General features: G+C 68.7%; 16 protein-coding genes. 4 read left to right on the top strand and 12 right to left on the bottom strand.

The window, feature by feature from the left end; genetic code table 11:
* Nucleotides 1-9: 9 nt before the first annotated feature.
* From ftsW to mraZ, 9 genes are all read right to left on the bottom strand, one after another.
* Nucleotides 10-1,293 carry a putative lipid II flippase FtsW gene (gene ftsW, locus VFY73_RS17230; RefSeq protein ID WP_414654480.1) on the bottom strand — a complete coding sequence of 428 codons (1,284 nt, stop codon included), beginning with the start codon at nucleotides 1,291-1,293 and terminating at the stop codon, nucleotides 10-12.
* The gene (murD, locus tag VFY73_RS17225) at nucleotides 1,290-3,326 is read right to left on the bottom strand and encodes a UDP-N-acetylmuramoyl-L-alanine--D-glutamate ligase (RefSeq protein ID WP_329720960.1); all 2,037 of its coding nucleotides are present in this window, start codon (nucleotides 3,324-3,326) and stop codon (nucleotides 1,290-1,292) included. The genes ftsW and murD overlap by 4 nt, the downstream gene beginning before the upstream one ends.
* A 10-nt stretch (nucleotides 3,327-3,336) precedes the next feature.
* Nucleotides 3,337-4,518: a phospho-N-acetylmuramoyl-pentapeptide-transferase gene (mraY, locus tag VFY73_RS17220; protein ID WP_329720958.1), complete on the bottom strand. Its 1,182-nt coding sequence runs from the start codon at nucleotides 4,516-4,518 to the stop codon at nucleotides 3,337-3,339.
* Nucleotides 4,508-5,872 carry a UDP-N-acetylmuramoyl-tripeptide--D-alanyl-D-alanine ligase gene (locus tag VFY73_RS17215; protein ID WP_329720994.1) on the bottom strand — a complete coding sequence of 455 codons (1,365 nt, stop codon included), beginning with the start codon at nucleotides 5,870-5,872 and terminating at the stop codon, nucleotides 4,508-4,510. Before VFY73_RS17215 ends, mraY begins: the two co-directional genes overlap by 11 nt.
* 85 nt (nucleotides 5,873-5,957) lie before the next feature.
* Nucleotides 5,958-7,505: a UDP-N-acetylmuramoyl-L-alanyl-D-glutamate--2,6-diaminopimelate ligase gene (locus tag VFY73_RS17210; protein WP_329720956.1), complete on the bottom strand. Its 1,548-nt coding sequence runs from the start codon at nucleotides 7,503-7,505 to the stop codon at nucleotides 5,958-5,960.
* A 7-nt stretch (nucleotides 7,506-7,512) separates the two neighbouring features.
* Nucleotides 7,513-9,336: a penicillin-binding protein 2 gene (locus VFY73_RS17205; RefSeq protein WP_329720954.1), complete on the bottom strand. Its 1,824-nt coding sequence runs from the start codon at nucleotides 9,334-9,336 to the stop codon at nucleotides 7,513-7,515.
* Complete coding sequence (gene ftsL / locus VFY73_RS17200; protein ID WP_329720952.1) at nucleotides 9,333-9,668, bottom strand: cell division protein FtsL; 336 nt, start codon at nucleotides 9,666-9,668, stop codon at nucleotides 9,333-9,335. Before ftsL ends, VFY73_RS17205 begins: the two co-directional genes overlap by 4 nt.
* A 70-nt stretch (nucleotides 9,669-9,738) precedes the next feature.
* Nucleotides 9,739-10,683 carry a 16S rRNA (cytosine(1402)-N(4))-methyltransferase RsmH gene (rsmH, locus tag VFY73_RS17195; protein WP_414654483.1) on the bottom strand — a complete coding sequence of 315 codons (945 nt, stop codon included), beginning with the start codon at nucleotides 10,681-10,683 and terminating at the stop codon, nucleotides 9,739-9,741.
* Between the two features lie 77 nt (nucleotides 10,684-10,760).
* A complete protein-coding gene (gene mraZ, locus VFY73_RS17190; RefSeq protein ID WP_329720992.1) occupies nucleotides 10,761-11,189 on the bottom strand; it encodes a division/cell wall cluster transcriptional repressor MraZ in 429 nt (142 codons plus the stop codon).
* 320 nt (nucleotides 11,190-11,509) lie between these two features.
* Between mraZ and VFY73_RS17185 the strand changes: the two genes are divergently transcribed.
* The 3 genes from VFY73_RS17185 to VFY73_RS17175 all read left to right on the top strand — a co-directional run bounded on the left by VFY73_RS17185 (nucleotide 11,510) and on the right by VFY73_RS17175 (nucleotide 14,819).
* Nucleotides 11,510-12,382 (top strand): alpha/beta fold hydrolase, encoded by an 873-nt coding sequence (locus tag VFY73_RS17185; RefSeq protein WP_329720950.1) that lies wholly within the window; start codon nucleotides 11,510-11,512, stop codon nucleotides 12,380-12,382.
* Between the two features lie 110 nt (nucleotides 12,383-12,492).
* Nucleotides 12,493-13,266 carry a response regulator gene (locus VFY73_RS17180; protein ID WP_329720948.1) on the top strand — a complete coding sequence of 258 codons (774 nt, stop codon included), beginning with the start codon at nucleotides 12,493-12,495 and terminating at the stop codon, nucleotides 13,264-13,266.
* Complete coding sequence (locus VFY73_RS17175; RefSeq protein ID WP_329720946.1) at nucleotides 13,263-14,819, top strand: hybrid sensor histidine kinase/response regulator; 1,557 nt, start codon at nucleotides 13,263-13,265, stop codon at nucleotides 14,817-14,819. The genes VFY73_RS17180 and VFY73_RS17175 overlap by 4 nt, the downstream gene beginning before the upstream one ends.
* Before the next feature lie 28 nt (nucleotides 14,820-14,847).
* On the opposite strand, the gene VFY73_RS17170 is transcribed toward VFY73_RS17175, so the two are convergent.
* The gene (locus tag VFY73_RS17170) at nucleotides 14,848-15,210 is read right to left on the bottom strand and encodes a putative quinol monooxygenase (protein WP_329720944.1); all 363 of its coding nucleotides are present in this window, start codon (nucleotides 15,208-15,210) and stop codon (nucleotides 14,848-14,850) included.
* A gap of 131 nt (nucleotides 15,211-15,341) precedes the next feature.
* Here VFY73_RS17170 and soxR point away from each other — a divergent pair, with 131 nt between their 5' ends.
* The gene (gene soxR / locus VFY73_RS17165) at nucleotides 15,342-15,821 is read left to right on the top strand and encodes a redox-sensitive transcriptional activator SoxR (protein WP_329720942.1); all 480 of its coding nucleotides are present in this window, start codon (nucleotides 15,342-15,344) and stop codon (nucleotides 15,819-15,821) included.
* 53 nt (nucleotides 15,822-15,874) lie between these two features.
* On the opposite strand, the gene VFY73_RS17160 is transcribed toward soxR, so the two are convergent.
* Complete coding sequence (locus VFY73_RS17160; RefSeq protein ID WP_329720940.1) at nucleotides 15,875-16,828, bottom strand: endo alpha-1,4 polygalactosaminidase; 954 nt, start codon at nucleotides 16,826-16,828, stop codon at nucleotides 15,875-15,877.
* A gap of 103 nt (nucleotides 16,829-16,931) precedes the next feature.
* Nucleotides 16,932-18,263 carry a sensor histidine kinase gene (locus VFY73_RS17155; RefSeq protein WP_329720938.1) on the bottom strand — a complete coding sequence of 444 codons (1,332 nt, stop codon included), beginning with the start codon at nucleotides 18,261-18,263 and terminating at the stop codon, nucleotides 16,932-16,934.
* Between the last annotated feature and the right edge of the window lie 17 nt (nucleotides 18,264-18,280).

Raw genomic sequence — 18,280 nt, 5'->3', positions numbered from 1 at the left:
GGTGGCGCGTCACGTACGGCCTCCCCTCATCATCTGCCTGTTCTCCTGGTCAACACGGAGAACGATCGCGAGCGCCACGAGGTTCATCAAAACACCCGAACCTCCGTAGCTCAGCAACGGCAAGGTCAAGCCCTTGGTCGGCAGCAGCCCCAAATTCACACCCATGTTGATAAAGCTCTGGCCACCGAACCAGATGCCGATGCCCTGGGTCATCAGGCCGGCGAAGACGCGGTCGAGCGCAATCGCCTGGCGGCCGATGACGAAGATGCGGCGGGTCAGCCAGAAGAAGGCGAGGATCACCGCCAGCACGACGACGAAGCCCAGCTCCTCGCCGATCACCGCGAGTAGGAAGTCGGTGTGGGCCTCGGGCAGGTACGACAACTTCTCGATCGACTGACCCAGGCCCTGGCCGAACCACTCGCCACGACCGAAGGCGATCAGCGAGTGCGTCAGCTGGTAGGCCTTGCCCTGCGCGTACTCGGGGTTCCACGGGTCGAGGTAGGCAAAGATGCGCTCGCGGCGGAACTCGCTGAACGCGATCATCAGCACGAAGGCACACACCAGCACCATCACGCTGAGCAAGAACATGCGGCCGTTCACGCCGCCGAGGAACAAGATGCCCAGCGCGATCGCGGCGATCACCATGAAGGCGCCCATGTCGGGCTCGGCGAGCAGCAGCACGCCGATCACACCGAGCGCCACCGCCATCGGCCACACGGCCTTGACGAAGTTCTCCTTGACCTCCATCTTGCGCACCATGTAGCTTGCCGCGTACATCGCGATCGCCAGCTTGGCCAGCTCGCTGGGCTGGAAACTCATGATGCCCAGCGGGATCCAGCGCCGCGCACCGTTGACGCCCTTGCCGATGAAGGGCACCAGCACGACGATCAGCGTCGCGAGCGACGCGGCGAACAACCACGGCGCCCACTTCTCCCACACGGCGATCGGGATCTGCAGCGTCACCAGCGCGGCAACAAAACCGATCGCGATGAACATCGCCTGCCGGTTCAGGAAGTAGGTCGGCGCGTAGTTCGCGAACTTCGGGTTGTCGTGCATCGCGACCGAAGCCGAATACACCATCACCAGGCCCAACGCGAGCAGCGCGGTGACGACCCAGGCCAGCGGTTGGTCGAAGCCGGACACCGTCGTCGGCTTGCCGCTGCCGACCGAGACCCAATCGCGGATCGGCAGGCGCTCGCCGCCGGCACCCGCGCGCGGGCGCCACGCGAGCAGCGCAGCGACGCGCTGGCGCCAGCTGCTGCCCGGGGCGGCGGCCGCGGTGTGGTTCGTCACTCGAGCACCTCCCCGCGCTCGGCGGCGAGCTCACGCACCGTCCCGGCGAACACCTCGGCGCGGTGGCCGTAATTGCGGAACATGTCCAGGCTGGCACAGGCCGGGCTCAGCAGCACCGCGTCACCGCTTTGAGCTTGGGCGTAGCACCAGCGCACCGCGGCCTCAAGCGTCGCATGCCGCTGCAGCGGCACGCCGGTCGACGCCAACGCGGCTTCGATGGTCTCCGCGTCCTTGCCGATCGTCGCGACCGCGCGGGCGTAGCGCGCCACCGGCGTCGCCAGCGGGCCGAAGTCCTGCCCCTTGCCGTCGCCGCCGAGGATGACCAGCAGCTTGCTGCCCACGCGATCGGCGCCCAGGCCGTTCAACGCAGCCACGGTCGCACCGACGTTGGTGCCCTTGCTGTCGTCCACTGCTTCGATGCCGCCGACAAAGCCGATCGGCTCGACGCGGTGCGGTTCGCCGCGGTACTCGCGCAGGCCATGCAGCATCGGTGCCAGCGGGCAGCCGATCGCGGTGGCCAGCGCCAACGCGGCCAGCGCGTTCGACGCATTGTGACGACCACGGATGCGCAGTGCATCGGCCGGCATCAGCCGCTGCAGGTGGATCTCTTCGTCTTCGTCCTTGCGGCGCTTGATCGTCTCGTCAGCCGGCAGCGCGCGCACCAGCCAGGCCATGCCGCCTTCGGTGACAAGGCCGAAGTCGCCCGGGCGCTGCGGCGCATCGAGGCCGAAACGCAGCGTCGGCCGCGTGATCGCCTTGGCCGCCTTGCCACGCCCTCCTTTGACCATCACCGGCGCTGGCACCATCGCCTCGACCATCGCGTCGTCCCGGTTGATCACCATCAGGCCTTGTTCGCCGAAGATGCGCGCCTTGGCCGCCGCGTAGGCCGCCATGTCGCCATGCCAGTCGAGGTGGTCTTGCGTGATGTTCAGCACCGTCGCGGCGTTGGGCTCGAAACCCTTCACACCGTCGAGCTGGAAGCTCGACAGCTCCAGTACCCAGACGTCGGGCAGGTGCTCGAACACCGGGGCGGCGGGCGGCGGCGGTGCCAGTTGCAGCGGCCCCTCGTCGTCGCCCGCACCCTGGCCTTCGATCGGCAGGTCGATCGAGGTTTCCTTCAGGCTCAACTCAACGTTCAGGTCGACGTTGTCGCCCACCGCGCTGACGTCGGTCGTCATGTCGACCTGGTTCGCGACGCCGCTGACGTCGACCGTCAGGTCAACCGAATTGGCCACGCCGGTCACGTCCACCGGCACGTCGATCGAGTCCGGCGTCAGGCCGGTGGCGTCGGCATCGAGCGGCATCGGCACCGTGCGGTCGTCCAGCGCCCGGCCATCGACGAACGCGCCTGGCAGCGTCGGCCGATCGTCGTAGTCGTCTTGCTGCGCTGGGCCCGGCGCCGGGACAGGCACGTCGATCGACGCTGCGCGTGCCGCGGCATCCAGCAGGGCCTGCGGCGCGGTGGTGTCTTCGTCGTCGGCGGCTTCCTCGCCGGGCGGCGGCTCCAGGTCCAGCGCAGCGGACAGCGTGTCCAGCATCGTCGGGCCGATGTTGCCGGCCATCGCCACGCGGGCGCCGGTGCGCGCAACCAACATCGCCGTCAGCGAGGTCACCGTCGTCTTGCCGTTGGTGCCGGTGATCGCCAGCACCTTGGGCACATAGCCGCGCTCGGCCTTCAAGTCGGCCAGCGCGCGGGCAAACAGATCCAGCTCACCCTGGATGGCGAGGCCACGCGCGCGCGCGGCCGCCAGCAGCGGCGCGATGCGCTCGTCGCTCGGCGCGAGGCCGGGGCTTTTCAGCACCAGCTTGACGTCGGCCAGGTCACCGATGCCTTCGAGCCGATCGGCCGGCAACGGGCCGGTCATCAGCACCGCCTCGGGCACGGCCAGTGCCAGCGCGGCAGCCTGGGGCGGCGCTTCGCGCGAGTCCCACACACGCACCCGGGCGCCGTGGCGGGCACACCAGCGCGCCATCGCCAGGCCCGAGTCGCCGAGGCCCAGCACCAACACAGAGAGGTCTTTCAAGTGATTCACTCGATCTCCCTCAACGCAATTTCAAGCTGGCCAAACCGACCAGGCACAGCAGCATCGTGATGATCCAGAAACGGATCACGACCTGCGTCTCGTTCCAGCCGGACTTCTCGAAATGGTGGTGCAGCGGCGCCATCAGCAGGATGCGCCGGCCTTCGCCGTAGCGCTTCTTGGTGTACTTGAACCACGCCACCTGCACCATCACCGACAGCGCTTCCATCACGAACACACCGCCCATGATCCCGAGCAGGATCTCCTGCCGCGTGATGACCGCGATCGTGCCCAGCGCGCCGCCCAGCGCCAGCGCGCCGACGTCACCCATGAAGACCTGCGCCGGGTACGCGTTGAACCACAGGAAGGCCAGGCCCGCACCGGCGATCGCCGCGCAGAAGATCATCAGCTCGCCGGCGCCGGGGATGTAGGGGAACAGCAGGTAGCGCGAGTAGACCGAGTTGCCGGTCACGTAAGCAAAGATGCCCAAGGCAGAAGCGACCAGCACCACCGGCATGATGGCCAGGCCGTCCAGCCCATCGGTCAGGTTGACCGCGTTGCTGGCACCGACGATGACGAAGTAGGTCAGCCCGATGAAGCCGAACACGCCCAGCGGGTAGCTGATGGTCTTGAAGAACGGCACCATCAGGTCGGCCTTGGGCGGCAGGTCGTTCGAGAAGCCGCTCTGGACCCAGCGCAGGAAGAGCTCCAGCACGCGCAGGTTCGAGGTCTCCGAGACGCTGAACGCGAGGTACAGCGCAGCCACCAGGCCGATGATCGACTGCCAGAAGAACTTCTCGCGCGAAGGCATGCCTTCCGGGTCCTTCAGCACGACCTTGCGCCAGTCGTCGACCCAGCCGATCGCGCCGAAGCCGAAGGTCACCAGCATCACGATCCAGACGAAGCGGTTGCTCCAGTCGCTCCACAGCACCGTCGCCATCGCGATGCCGATCAGGATCAGCGCGCCGCCCATCGTCGGTGTACCGGCCTTGACGATGTGCGTCTCGACACCGTACGAGCGGATCGGCTGGCCGATCTTCAGCTCGGTCAACCGGCGGATCACCCAGGGCCCGAAGACCAGGCCGATCAGCAGCGCGGTCATCGCCGCCAGCACCGCACGGAACGTCAGGTACTGGAACACGCGCAGGAACCCGAACTGCTCGGGGTACAGCGTCTGCAACCACTGGGCCAGGCTAAGCAGCATGGGTGCCTCCGGACTGCAAGGCAGCAACGACCTGCTCCATCTTCATGAAGCGTGAGCCTTTGACCAGCACCGACGCGTAAGGCAGCGCCTCGTTCAGCGCCGCCAGCAGCTCGGCCACGGTCTCGAAGTGGCGAGCACCGGCCGCCTGCGCGGCGTGGCGCATCAGGTCACCGACACACCAGATGGTCTCGATGCCGCGATCGCGCGCATGGCGGCCGACCTCGGCATGGAAAGCCGGGCCCTGGTTGCCGACTTCGCCCATATCGCCCATCACCAGCCAGCGCGGACCGGGCAACTCGGCCAGCACGTCGATCGCCGCGCGCACTGAGTCGGGGTTGGCGTTGTAGCTGTCGTCGATCAGCGTGCGCGGCTGGCCGGCCACGCTCAAGGGCTTGACCTGCGAGCGCCCCTTGACCGGCGTGAACGCCGCCAGGCCCTGCGCGATGGCTTCGAGCGGCACGCCGGCCGCCCAGGCCGAAGCCGCCGCCGCCGCGGCGTTCTTGACGTTGTGGCGGCCGGCGATGTGCAGCGCAAAGTCGATGCGGCCGGTGGCCGTGTCCAGGCCCACTTGCCAGTGGTCGAGCTGCCAATGGGCGCTGGCGCGCACGTCGGCCGGTGTATCGACCGCGAAGGTCAGCACGCGGCGCTCGCCGGCCAACTCACGCCACAGCGGCGTGTAGGCATCGTCGGCCGGGAAGACCGCCGTGCCGTCGGCCGGCAGCGCCGCGATCACGGCGCCGTTTTCGCGCGCGACCGCTTCGACGCTGTGCATGAACTCCTGGTGCTCACGCTGCGCGTTGTTGACCAGTGCCACCGTGGGCCGCGCGATCGCGGCCAGCTCGGCGATCTCGCCCGGGTGGTTCATGCCCAGCTCGACCACCGCGGCGCGGTGGGCCGCCCGCAGGCGCAGCACCGTCAGCGGCACGCCGATGTGGTTGTTGAGGTTGCCGACGGTGGCCAGGCTCGAATCGCCATGGGCGGCGCGCAGGATGCTGGCGATCATCTGCGTGACGGTGGTCTTGCCGTTGCTGCCGGTCACCGCCACCAACGGCAGCGTGAAGCGCTGGCGCCAGGCGCTGGCCAGGGTTTGCAGCGCCAGCAGCGGGTCGTCGACCTGCAGGCCCGGCAGGCCCGCTTCGGCGATGCCGTGCGACGCCAGCGCCGCGACAGCACCCGAGACGCGCGCGGCGTCCAGGAAGTCGTGCGCGTCGAAACGCTCACCCTTCAGCGCGACGAACAGGTCACCCGCCTGCAGCGTGCGGGTATCGGTGTGCACACGCGCAAAGGCCACGCCCCGGTTGCCCACGACCTGGGCACCCGGCAGCATGCCTTGGGCTTGCGCGAGCGTCATCATTCCGTTCATGTGGACCCCTCGCCCGGGGCGTGCGCTGTTCGATCCCCCGAGGGGATGCAGCTCGACTTGAGAACGGCCCGGCGGCTCACGCGCGGCTCCCCAGCGCGATGGCCGCTTCGGCGGCGTCGGAGAACGGGTGCTTGACACCGTCGATCTCCTGGTAGTCCTCATGGCCCTTGCCGGCGACCAGGATCACGTCGTTCGGTTGCGCAGCCGCCACGGCCCGGTGGATGGCCAGCCGGCGGTCGACCTCGGCTTCGGCCTTGCCCGACTGCAGCGGGATGCCGGCGATGATCTGGTCGACGATCGCCGCCGCCGGCTCGCGGCGCGGGTTGTCGCTGGTGACGATGACCTGGTCGGCCAGGCGGGCAGCGATCTCGCCCATCAGCGGGCGCTTGGCTGCATCGCGGTTGCCGCCGCAGCCGAACACGCACCACAGCTTGCCGCCGCGGGCTTCGGCCAGCGGCCGCAGCCCGGCCAGCGCCTTCTCCAGCGCGTCGGGCGTGTGGGCGTAATCGACCACCACTTCCGGAGCGTTGGCCGCGGCCCCCCCGAGGGGGGGAGCCTGACGCGCAGCGTCAGGCTCGGGGGCCAAAGTCACGCGTTGCATGCGCCCGGGCACGGGGGTGACCCGCGCCGCCACCCGCGCTGCGGCAGCCAGTGGCACGCCCAGCGCGCGCAAGCCGCCGATCACGACCAGCAGGTTGCTGACGTTGTAGTCACCGATCAGGCTGCTGGCCACCGGTGCGCGCTGCAGGCCCTCGACCACGTCGAAGGCCAGGCCGCCATCGCGGTAGGCCACGCCTTCGGCGCGCAGGCGGGCTTCGTCGGTGACCGACACCGTCCACAGCTGCGGGCCCTTGCCGGCCAGGCCGGCGACCAGCATCGCACCGTGCGGATCGTCGACATTGATCACCGCCGAGCGCAGGCCCGGCCAGCCGAACAGGTCGCGCTTGGCGGCCCAGTAGGCCTCCATGCTGCCGTGGTAGTCGAGGTGGTCCTGGGTGAAGTTGGTGAACAGCGCGACCTCGATCGCGGTGCCGGCCAGACGCTGCTCGACGATGCCGATCGACGAGGCCTCGATCGCGCAGGCGCCGAAGCCCTGGTCGACCATCCGGCGAAAGCCCTGCTGCAGCAGGACCGGGTCGGGCGTGGTCAGGCCGGTGAACTCGATCGCGGCTTCACGGGCGCCGGGCTGCGGCGGCTCGCCGATGCCCAAGGTGCCGACCACGCCGCAGCGGGTGCCGAGCTGGGTCAGGCACTGCGCCGTCCACCAGGCGGTCGAGGTCTTGCCGTTGGTGCCGGTGGTGGCCACCACGCGCAGCGCGCCGCTGGGCTGTCGGTAGTAGGCGCTTGCAATCACGCCGGTGGCCGCCTTCAGCTGCGGCAGCGTGGCAACGCGCGCGTCTTCGAAACCGAAGGCCTCGATGCCGTCGCGCTCGACCAGGCAGGTGGCGGCGCCACGCTCGAGCGCCTGCTTGACGTACTGGCGCCCGTCGTTCGCATAGCCCGGCCAGGCGATGAAGGCATCGCCGGGCTGGACCTGGCGGCTGTCGGTGCGCAGCGTGCCGGTGACCCAGGAGCTGAGCCAGCGAGCGGCAGCGTCGGGGCTTTTCAAATGGGTGAGGGGCATGGTGGTCTCAATGGGTGGCTTGGGCCGCGGCCTGGTCGTCGGCCCGGGCCACGGTCAGCGGCTTGCCACGGGCAGGTTTGCCGTTTTGCGCGGTCACCGGCGGCGCCTTCACTTCGAGGTCGGGCGGCACGTTCAACGTGCGCAGCGCCTGCTCGACCACTACCTTGAACACGGGCGCGGCCACCAGGCCGCCGAAGTAGACGCCAGTGGGCTCGTCGATCATCACCGCAACGACGACGCGCGGGTTGTCGATCGGCGAAATGCCAGTGAACCAGGAACGGTGCTTGTCGCTGTTGTAGCCGTTGCCTTCCTGCTTCTCGGCGGTACCGGTCTTGCCGCCGGCCGAGTAGCCGATCGGCTGCGCCAGCGGCGCGGTGCCTTCCTTGCTGACGGTGCCGCGCATCAGCTGGCGCATCGTGCGGGCGGTTTCGGGCTCGAACACCCGCACGGCCGGCAGCGCCTCTTCGCCCTTGATCAACGTCAGCGGCGCGAGTTCGCCATCGCGGGCGATCGCGGTGTAGGCGCGGGCGATCTGCAACAGCGATGCCGACAGGCCGTAGCCGTAGCTCATCGTCGCCTTCTCGACCGGCTTCCAGGTCTTCCACGGCCGCAGCTTGCCGGTCGCAGCGCCAGGGAAGCCGATCTGCGGCTTGGTGCCGAAGCCTAGCGCGGCCAGCATCTCGCCCATCTCCTTGTTGTCCAGCCGCTGGGCCAGCTTGACGGTGCCGACATTGCTGGACTTCTGGACCACCTGCGCGACGGTGAACGCGTCCGCGCCGTGGTTGCCGTCGTTGACCAGCAGCGGCCCGACGCGGAACGGGTGGCCGTCGATCACGGTCTCTGGACGCACGATGCCGTTCTCCAGCGCCTTGGCGGCGATGAAAGGCTTGACGGTCGAGCCGGGCTCGAAGACGTCGGTGATGGCGCGGTTGCGCAGCTGGGCGCCGGTCAGGTTGCGGCGCTCGCCGGGCAAGTAGCTCGGGTAGTTGGCCAGCGCGAGAATCTCACCGCTTTGTGCATCCAGCACGACCACGCTGCCGGCCTTGGCCTTGTGCTGCTGCACGGCGTCGCGGATGCGCTGGTAGGCCAGCGCCTGCACCTTGGAGTCGATGGTCAGCTGCACGTCGCGGCCGTCACGCGGCACCACCGGCTCGCCCAACTCTTCGACCACCCGGCCCAGGCGGTCCTTCACCACGCCGCGCGAACCCGTGGTGCCCTGCAATTGGCGCTGGAAGGTCAGCTCGATGCCCTCCTGGCCCTTGTCTTCGATGTCGGTGAAGCCGACCACGTGCGCGGCGGCCTCGTTCTCGGGGTAGCGGCGGATGTAGCCGGGCTCGACGTGCAGGCCCTTGATGCGCAGCGCGCGGATCTGTTGCGCGACGCCGTCGTCGATCTGGCGCTTGAGCACGACATAGGCGCCGTCGTCCGCCAGCTTGGCGTTGAGTTCCTTCAGCGGCAGGCGCAGCAGCGACACCAGCGCGCGTTTTTGCTCGTTGTTGGCCTTGAACTGCTGCGGGTTGGCCGACACCGTCGGCGCATTGACGCTGATCGCGAGGATCTGGCCGTTGCGGTCGAGGATGCGGCCGCGGCTGGCAGGCAGCTGGACGGTCGAAGCAAAACGCTCTTCGCCCTTCTTCTGGAAGAAGTCTGACGCCAGCACCTGCACGTACAGCGCGCGACCGGCCAACGCCAGGAAGCCCAGGCCGACCAGCAGCACCAGGAAACGGCTGCGCCACGGCGGTGTCTTCGACGCCAGCAGCGGGCTCGTCGAGTAGTTGACGCCACGCACCGAATGCGACGACGTGGCCCCTTGTCGCTGCACGGCCCTCATCGCGCAGCCTCCACCACCGCCGGCCCGGAGGCGGGCGACGGCTCCTGAGCCGGCTGACCAGTGCCCTGCCGGCTGTCGTTGACATAGACGGTCACGTCGGCCGTGGCCAGGCGCATCGACAACTTCTCACGCGCCGTGCGCTCGACCTTCAGGTGCGTGGCTTCGGTGCGGCGCTCGGCATCGAGCCGTTTCGCATCGGCCGCCAGTTGCGCCTCTTCGGCCTTGGCACGCTCGATCTCGACGAACAGGCGGCGCGACTCATAGCTCGTCTTGACGAGCCACAGCCCACTGAGCACCAGCGCAATCAGCAGCATCACGGACAAACGCGTCATTGCGCCCCCTTGGCCCTGCGGGCCGTCCCCCCAAGGGGGGGCGAGCCTTTCCGGAGCGGCCGTGCGTGGCTCATGCTGCGCCCCCCAGCCGCTCGGCCACGCGCAGCACCGCCGAGCGCGAGCGCGGATTCGCGGCGATCTCGACCTCGCTGGGCTTGATGCGGGCCAGCGGCCTCAGGCGCAGCTCGCGTGTCGGCGGCGCGAACGGCGCCCGACGATCGATTTCTTCGCGGCTTTCGTGCGCGATGAAGGTCTTCACGATGCGGTCTTCGAGCGAGTGGAAGCTGATCACCACCAGCCGGCCGGCCGGGGCCAGCAGGTCCAGCGCAGCGCTCAGCCCTTGTTCGAGCTCTTCAAGTTCGGCGTTGACGAAAATCCGTAGAGCCTGGAATGTGCGCGTTGCAGGGTCCTGGCCCGGCTCGCGGGACTTGACCGTACGAGCCAGGAGCTGGGCCAGTTCGGCAGTGGTTCGAAGAGGATTCCCGCTCTCGCGGCGAGCAACAATCGCCTTTGAAATCGGTGAAGCAAACCGTTCTTCCCCATAGTCTCGTACCACTTGTGCGATGAGGCGCTCGTCGGCGCGCGCCAGAAATTCAGCCGCGCTTTCACCGCGGGTCGGGTCCATGCGCATGTCCAGCGGGCCGTCGAAGCGGAAGCTGAAGCCACGCGCCGGGTCGTCGATCTGGGGGGAACTGACGCCCAGGTCCAGCAGCACGCCGTCGACCCGCTCGACGCCGCGCGCCGCCAGCTCGTCGCTCATCTGCGCGAAGCTGGCATGGCAGATCGTGAACCGCGGGTCGCTGATTGCGCCATCGCCGGTCGTCGCGGCGGCAATCGCTTCCGGGTCCTTGTCGAACGCGAACAGCCGCCCCGTCGGCGCCAGGCGCGACAGCAGCAAGCGCGAGTGACCGCCGCGGCCGAAAGTGCCGTCGACATAGGTGCCGGCCGGGTCGACCACCAAACCGTCGATCGCTTCGTTCAGCAAGACGGTGGTGTGGCGAAACCCGTCGCCCAGGTCGGTTGGATCCGGCTTGGGGACATTCCGGCGCTCGGCTCGGGGCGCCTTCTTGGACTTCGACTGAGCCATGACCGTCAGATGACCAGGTTGCGCAACGCGTCGGGCATCGGCTGGGCGAGCGTGGCTTCCTCGTTGGCCAGGTAGCGCTCGCGGTCCCAGATCTCCATCCGCCCGCCCATGCCGACGAGCATCAGCTCCTTGTCGAGCTTGGCCCAGCTGCGCAGCTCGGGCGACAACAGCACGCGCGAACCGCTGTCGATGTCGACATCGATCGCGCTGCCCAGGTAGAGGCGGCGGAAATTGTCGGCCTCCATCGGGAGCGCCAGCAGCTTGGCACGGAACTCGATCCAGGCCGGGCGCGGGAACAGGAGCAAGCAACGCGACGGACTCTTGGTCAACGTCATCTGGCCCGCGCACAAGGCGGCCAGCGCATCGCGGAACCGGGCGGGCACGGTAACCCGGCCCTTCCCATCCAGCGAGAGCGCTGATTCACCTTGAAACACAAACTCAGACACGATGGCCCACTAAATTGCACTTTCTCCCACTTTATCTCACCGCATACCCCAGGGTCAACGAAACGCAAAGAAAAATTCAATGAAATCAGTCACTTAGCGCTGAAATGTCAAGTGTCGCGCGCAGAATATCGTTCAAAAGCAAGGACTTGCGTTCACCTCTCAAAGTGATGGGTGAGATAACTCCCTAACACGAAAGCTGTTGCAGAAACAAATGAAACACGCGCCCGCGCCTGGATGAAGCGCCGTTGCAACAAGCGCTGGCGACATTGACCGCACGGCGCAACGCAGCGCGCGGAGGGAAGTCACCAATGAATGCATTCGCCTTGTCGTCCACCTTGTTGAAGCCGGCGCAGCTGTTCTTGCGCGCACAGGGCCACGGCGCGACGGTCGTGTGCCTGCACGCCAGCACCGGCAGCAACGCCCAATGGCGCGGCCTGGTGGGCCAATTGGCCGACCACTGGCAGACGATGTCGGTCGATCTGCACGGCCATGGCCGCAGCCCCGGCTGGCCGGCCATCATGCCCAACACCCTGGAAGTCGAGGCCGTGGCGGTGATCGACGCAGTGCGCCAGGCCGGCCCCGCCCCCGAGGGCGTGCACCTGGTGGCCCACTCCTACGGCGCTGCGGTGGCGCTGCAGATTGCGCTGATGCAGCCGCTGTGGGTGCGCTCGCTGACACTGTACGAACCGGTCGCCTTCGGCGTGATCCACGCGATGGCGCCCGGCGACGCCAGCCTGGCCGAGATCGAGGCCACCGCGAAGACCGTTGCGATCGCCGTCGAAGCCGGTGATCTCGAAGGTGCCGCCCGCCGGTTCATCGACTACTGGAGCGGCGCCGGCACCTGGGACGCGATGGACGCCCCGCAGCGCGAGGCCGTGCGCGACCGCGCCATCACCCTTCCGCGTCATTTCGAAGCCTTGCTCAACGCCCGCTGGGCCGCCCGCCCGCTGGGCAGCCTGACGATGCCGACGCTGCTGATGCACGGCGGCCAGACCCGCATGCCGGCACGCCGGGTCGCCGACCTGGTGGCCGAAGCCGGCCTGCCACGCCTGCGCCGGCACCAGTTCGAAGCCGCCGGCCACCTGGGGCCGATGACGCACGAAGCGGCCGTCAACGCCGCGATCGTCGACCACCTTCAGGCCCAGGCTGCTGCCAGCGCGATGGCCGCGGCCTTTGCGTGACCGCGGCGATGTTGCTGATACCGGCCGTTCACGAGCCGCTACAAGCTGAGGGCCCGGCCCCGGGCCTGCTGTCGATAAACTCGGCGCTTCACCATCTCAAGTTGTACGCCATGCCCCAGGCCGAGGGCACCGTCAGTCCGTTGCTGTTGGTCGTCGACGACGAGCCCGAGTTGCGCTCGCTGCTGGCCGAGTACTTCGGCCGCCACGGCTTTCGCGTGCGCGTGGCGGAAGACGCGGCGGCGGCGCGCCTGGCCGTCGTCGAGCAGACGCCGTCTCTGGCGATCCTCGACATCAACATGCCGGGCGAGAACGGGCTGTCGCTGGCACGCTGGCTGCGTGAGAGCCACCCGCACATCGGGCTGGTGATGCTGACCACCGCCAGCGAGTCTGTCGACCGCATCGTCGGCCTCGAACTGGGCGCCGACGACTACCTGCCCAAGCCTTTCGATCTGCGCGAGCTGCTGGCGCGCATCCGCGCGGTGCTGCGCCGCACGGCAGCGGCCGCGGCGCCGCTGCCGCCGGCCCCCGCGCCAGCCGCAGCGGCGAGCGTCCATGCCGGCCCGCGCCGCGTGCCGTTCGGCGCCTGCCAGCTCGATCTGGACGAGCGCCGCCTGCTGGGCGCCGACAACACCGACATCGAGATCAGCGCCGCCGAATTCGACCTGCTGGCGCTGTTCGCCCGCAACCCGAATCGGCCGCTGAACCGCGACCAGATCATGGAGCAGGCACACAACCGCGGCTGGGACGTGTTCGACCGCTCGATCGACCTGCGCGTGATGCGGCTGCGTCGCAAGATCGAACGCAACCCCGACAAGCCCGAGCTGATCAAGACGGTGCGCAACGTCGGCTATGTCTTCGTACCGGCCAACGCACCCGGCACATGACCCCGAACGGCGCTGAAGCGGCGGGCCGCCCCGCCAGCGCCACGCTGAAGTCGGCGATTGCCGACTCCGCCCCTGCCGCGCTGATCGTCAGCGACGAGACGGGCTGCATCCTCGAGTTCAATCCCGCCGCCGAGGCGATGTTCCGGCGCCCGCGCGCCGACGCGCTGGGCCAGCGCATCGCCCCGCTGGTGATGCCCGAGCGCCACCACGCGCTGCATGCACAGGCCCTGGCACGATTGCGCGCCGGCGAGTCGTCGCTGCAGCTGGGCCGCATGCAATTGCACGGCGTGCGCGCCGACGGCAGCGAGTTCCCGGTCGAGATGCTGCTGTGGCGCACCGATCTGCGGGGCCGCGCGTACTACACCGCCTCGCTGGTCGACATGACCGCGGTCTACAACGCGACGCAGGAGATCGAGCGCCAGCGCGAGGCCCTGCGCCAGAGCGAAAAGCTGACCGCGATGGGCAGCCTGCTGGCCGGTGTCGCACACGAGCTGAACAACCCGCTGGCGATCGTGATGGGCCGCGCCAGCCTGCTCGAAGAAAAGTGCGACCACGAGCCCGAGTTGCGCAGCGAGGCGCAACGCATCCGCCAGGCGGCCGAGCGATGCGGCCGGATCGTGCGCACCTTCTTGAACATGGCGCGCAGCAAGCCTTCGCAGCGCGGCCCGGTCAGCCTGAACGAGATGGTCCGCGCGGCGGCCGACATGCTGCAGTATGGCTACCGCACCCACAACATCACCCAGGAGCTGGCCCTCGGCGAGAGCCTGCCGCCGGTGATGGCCGACAGCGACGAGATCGGCCAGGTCGTGATGAACCTGCTGATCAACGCGCAGCAGGCCCTCGCCGGCAAGGAAGGCCCACGCCGCGTGCGCGTGCAAAGCGGCGTCGAGCCGCGGCGCGACAACCGCGAACCGCGGGTCTGGCTGCGGGTCGAGGACAACGGCCCCGGCGTCCCGGCCGCGGCGCGCCAGCACGTGTTCGATGCGTTCTTCACCACCAAGCCCGAAGGCGTCGGCACCGGCCTTGGCCTGGCGATGTCACGGTCGCTGGCGCGTGCCCACGGCGGCGACCTGATGCTCGAAGCCGGCTCGGCGCTGGGCGGCGCAAGCTTTCGCCTGAGTCTGCCGATCAGCGGCGTCGCCGAACCGGAGAGCGCCGTCCCGGCGCTGCCGCAGCCGGGCAGCTCGCTGCTGGCACGCGTGCTGGTGGTCGACGACGAGCCCGAGCTGTCCGGGCTGATGCGCGAGATGCTCGAAAGCGCCGGCTACGACGTGGCCACCGCCGAATCCGGCGCGGTCGCGCTGGAAATGCTGGACCTGGTGCGCTTCGACGCCATCGTCTGCGACCTGCGCATGCCCGACATGGACGGCGCGACGCTGTGGCGCGAAGTGGCCACCCGCCACCCTGCGCTGGGCCACAGTGTGCTGTTCGTGACCGGCGACACGCTGTCGCCGGATGCCCGCGGCTTTCTCGACGGCACCGGCTGCGATTCGCTCGACAAGCCGTTCTCGAAATCCGACCTGTTGACCAAGGTGGCGGCGCTGCTGGCGTGACCTCGTTCGTCGCGGCCGGCGCGCCCCGTCAGACGACGCGGTACAGGCCGAAGTCGGTCTTCGCCCCGAGCTGCTTGACGAAGAACGCGGTCGGGTCGAAGCCTTCTTCCTTGAAACGTCGCTGCATCGTCGCAAGCGCCGCCTCGATCGCCTCGGTACTGGCCCACTCGATGATGCGCACGACATTGAACTCGCCGGCGCCGCCACTTTGCTGCAGCAACAGGTCGCGCCGGCAGCCGGGCATCTGGCGTACCGCCTGCTGGATCTCTTGCATCCTGGCAAAGAAGGCAGGCAGCGATGCGCTGGGCACGATGAACTTGTCGACGCGAAAGACCGCGTGGGCCAGGTTGTCGGCGAAGGTGGTGGCTGCGGCATCGGTCGCAAGCGTCATGGCCCGGTTCTCCGGTTGGCAACGCGCGCTGAAGTGCACACGCTGGATGCACTGTAGAACCTCAAGTAAAGTTGAGGTCAAGCACTCGATTTCGCAGTGCCTCGGCGGCTGCGACACGCGAAAGACACACCATGGCCACAGCACTGGAACGGGCGGGCATTCCGTCGACCTTGCCGGTGGGCGAGGTCGCCCGGCGCAGCGATGTCGCGGTCTCGACGCTGCACTTCTACGAAGCCCAGGGGCTGATCCACAGCTCGCGCAGCCCAGGCAACCAACGCCGTTACACGCGCGACGTGCTGCGCCGCGTGGCCTTCATCCGTGTCGCGCAACGGGTGGGCATCTCATTGGCCGACATCGGCGACGCACTCGCTCGCCTGCCGAACGACGCGGCGCCGACCCGCGCCGATTGGGCGCGCCTGTCGGCCCGCTGGCGTCAGCGCCTGGACGCACAGATCGAACAGCTTGAACGGTTGCGCGACACGCTGGACGACTGCATCGGCTGCGGCTGCCTGTCGATCGATCGCTGCAGGCTGCGCAACCCGCTGGACACGCTGTCCGCCGAGGGCCCCGGCCCCCGGCGTTTGTGGGTCATCGACACCGACAACGGGTGACGAAGCCACGGTTCGACGCGGCACGGGTCGTCACGTCGGCCGGCTGACCGGCGTCAGTCACAGCTGTAGCGGAAGGCGTCGTTCAGCCCCAGCGGCAGCACCAGCGTGCGCAGGTTCATCGACCGGGCCTTGGCGCACATCTGGGCACGCGCATCCGCGTCGTCGCGCCAAATCTTCTTGTACTCGGCACTGAAGACCGGCTTGCCCTTGCCGGTGAACACCGAGTAGCCGCCGCACTCGTTGTACTGCTGGCACTGTTCGTTGACGGCGAAATCGAAGCTGGGCTCCAGCGCCTTCAGCTGGCCGATGTCATTCTTCAAGCCGATCTTCAGGCCACGTGCGTGGGCCTCGGTGGCGAGGAAGCGGTTGTAGTTGAGCTGCGTCTTGGCCGTCAGCTCGCCGTCGAAGCCCGGGTTGTTGTTGTAGGCCTCGACGTTGTCGGGCTCGACGCCGTCACAACCACGCTGCTTGGCCAAGTCCAGCCTCGCCTTCATGATCTTGCGTACATTGGCCGAGCGGGTGTCGACCCACCGCTCGCCCGGCCAGCCGTCCAGGTTCTTGCCCAGGTCGGCCGGCTTGAACTGGTTGTAGTCGGGGCGCCAGTTCTCGGCGCTGCCGGCCGAGAAGTAGCAGACGATGGCACGGCCCTCGCTGTGCAGCTTGTTCATCACCGCATCAGGCGCTTCGAACAGGTCGATGTCGTAGACGTTGACGTCGTAGCTGGTGTTGATGGTGCCGGTCAGCTGCCACTGCCAGGTGTCGGTGACCTTCGGCACCCAGGGCAGCCTCGCCGGCTCGGTCGAGCGGTCGGCGAAGGCTGCGGTCGTCGTCGCCACGGCCTGCTGGCCACGTTCGGTGCGCGCAGCCCGCACATCGGCACGGCTGACCTCCTGCTCGTCGCTGCCGCCGCCGCAGGCGGTCAGCGCCAGGATGGCACTGCCGAGCAGGCACAGGCTGGCCAGCGGCCGCCGAAAGCGGGTGGTGTGCATCGTGGGGTGGTGGTTCATCGTCGTCTCCTGTGAGCCGTGAGGCGGTTTCGTGGTCAACAGCTGCGAAAGCTGTGGCCATGGTTGCGCCCGAGCCTGATGCGAAGCTGATGCCGGCCGGCGATTACGCTGCAGAACGTGAATCCTGGTAACCCGAGGTGTCGCCGGTGGACCCTTCGGCCACCATCGGCAAGGGCGCCAGCCGGACCTCGAAGCGCTCATCGCCGTCGTGCGTGTGCAGCGACAGGCCGGTGGCCTGGGCATACAGCTGCGCGATCAGCAAACCCTGGCCCAGGTGATCTGGCGACGCGGGCGCCGGGCCGGCAGGCTCGCGCTCGTTGGCCAGGCGCAGCGCCCACGGCGGGCCGTGCTCGATCGTCAGTTGCAGCCGGCTGCCGGCTCGCGCATGCGCGATCGCGTTGCCGATCAGGTTGTCCAGCAACGCGCGCAGCAGCGTCGACGGCGCGGTCAGCGGCAGCCGGTCCGGGATGGTCAGTTCCCATTGCAGGCCACGCTGGCTGGCCGCACTGTCTTGCGCTGCCACGGCGAGCTGGACCTGCGTCACCATGTCCAGCAACTGCGCCGGCTCTTCATGGCCACGCTGCACGCGCGCCAGCCGGAACAGCGCCGACAACAACCCGCCCATCCGGTCGGCCACCGCGCGCATGTCGCTCAGCACAGGTTGCACCGGCGCGCCGGCCTCGGCCTCCAGCTCTGCCAGGTCGACCAGCGCCCGCAGCTCGGCCAACGGGGTGCGCAGCTCGTGCGCCGCGTGGGCCAGGAAGCCGCGTTCACGTTCGCGCTGAACCACCAGCCGCTGCACCAGCACATCGAAGCGCCGCATCGCCAGCCGCAGCACCAGGATGCCGAGGATCGGCATCGCCAGTGCGCCGAGCAGGCAGGCGCCGCCCAGCGGCAACAGCGAAGCGGTCAGCTCGCTCTCGAGCCGGCCGACCATCACGTCGATTTCCTGGTCTTCGATCTTCTGGCCGGTGCGCTCCAGCGTCTCCGGATCGAGCCCCCAGTTGGCGCGGATACGGTGCGACAACAGGCGCAGCGGCCGGCCATCCGGCAGCCGCGCTTCATCGGCCCGGGGCGTCGCGTTCAGTGGCAGCGCAGGCATCGGCCGCGGCAGCCGCATGCCCATCGTGTCCAGCGACTCGGCGTGGTCCAGCAGCTCGCCGGTGTCGGCATTCCAGACCTGGAAGATCCGGTCGCCGCCGGCCAGGTACACGCCCAGCGCCTCGGGCTCGATGTTGGCATAGATATCGCCGTCGACGTAGACGTGGGTGATGTTGCTGATCGTGCGCAGGTCATCGGCCAGTGCCAGCTCGAACGCCGCGGCGCGCTCGGCATGGCCGATCGCATACACCGCGCCGAAGATGAGCGCCGCGACGGCGAACAGCAGCACCGAGATGCGACCACGCCAGCGGCGCTCCAGCGCGCTGGCGATCATCACGTGTCCTGTTCCGC

This window comes from Ideonella sp. (genome assembly GCF_036277275.1).
Classification (GTDB): domain Bacteria; phylum Pseudomonadota; class Gammaproteobacteria; order Burkholderiales; family Burkholderiaceae_C; genus Ideonella.
This window is presented reverse-complemented; position numbering and strand designations above follow the sequence as displayed.

Excerpts from the sequence above, each read along its gene's own strand:
- mraY (WP_329720958.1), bottom strand. The coding sequence starts at position 4,518 with ATGCTGCTTAGCCTGGCCCAGTGGTTGCAGACGCTGTACCCCGAGCAG.
- VFY73_RS17205 (WP_329720954.1), bottom strand. The coding sequence starts at position 9,336 with ATGAGGGCCGTGCAGCGACAAGGGGCCACGTCGTCGCATTCGGTGCGT.
- VFY73_RS17160 (WP_329720940.1), bottom strand. The coding sequence starts at position 16,828 with ATGAACCACCACCCCACGATGCACACCACCCGCTTTCGGCGGCCGCTG.
- VFY73_RS17170 (WP_329720944.1), bottom strand. The coding sequence starts at position 15,210 with ATGACGCTTGCGACCGATGCCGCAGCCACCACCTTCGCCGACAACCTG.
- VFY73_RS17215 (WP_329720994.1), bottom strand. The coding sequence starts at position 5,872 with ATGATGACGCTCGCGCAAGCCCAAGGCATGCTGCCGGGTGCCCAGGTC.
- VFY73_RS17175 (WP_329720946.1), top strand. The coding sequence starts at position 13,263 with ATGACCCCGAACGGCGCTGAAGCGGCGGGCCGCCCCGCCAGCGCCACG.
- VFY73_RS17185 (WP_329720950.1), top strand. The coding sequence starts at position 11,510 with ATGAATGCATTCGCCTTGTCGTCCACCTTGTTGAAGCCGGCGCAGCTG.
- VFY73_RS17180 (WP_329720948.1), top strand. The coding sequence starts at position 12,493 with ATGCCCCAGGCCGAGGGCACCGTCAGTCCGTTGCTGTTGGTCGTCGAC.
- VFY73_RS17155 (WP_329720938.1), bottom strand. The coding sequence starts at position 18,263 with ATGATCGCCAGCGCGCTGGAGCGCCGCTGGCGTGGTCGCATCTCGGTG.
- VFY73_RS17210 (WP_329720956.1), bottom strand. The coding sequence starts at position 7,505 with ATGCCCCTCACCCATTTGAAAAGCCCCGACGCTGCCGCTCGCTGGCTC.
- soxR (WP_329720942.1), top strand. The coding sequence starts at position 15,342 with ATGGCCACAGCACTGGAACGGGCGGGCATTCCGTCGACCTTGCCGGTG.
- ftsL (WP_329720952.1), bottom strand. The coding sequence starts at position 9,668 with ATGACGCGTTTGTCCGTGATGCTGCTGATTGCGCTGGTGCTCAGTGGG.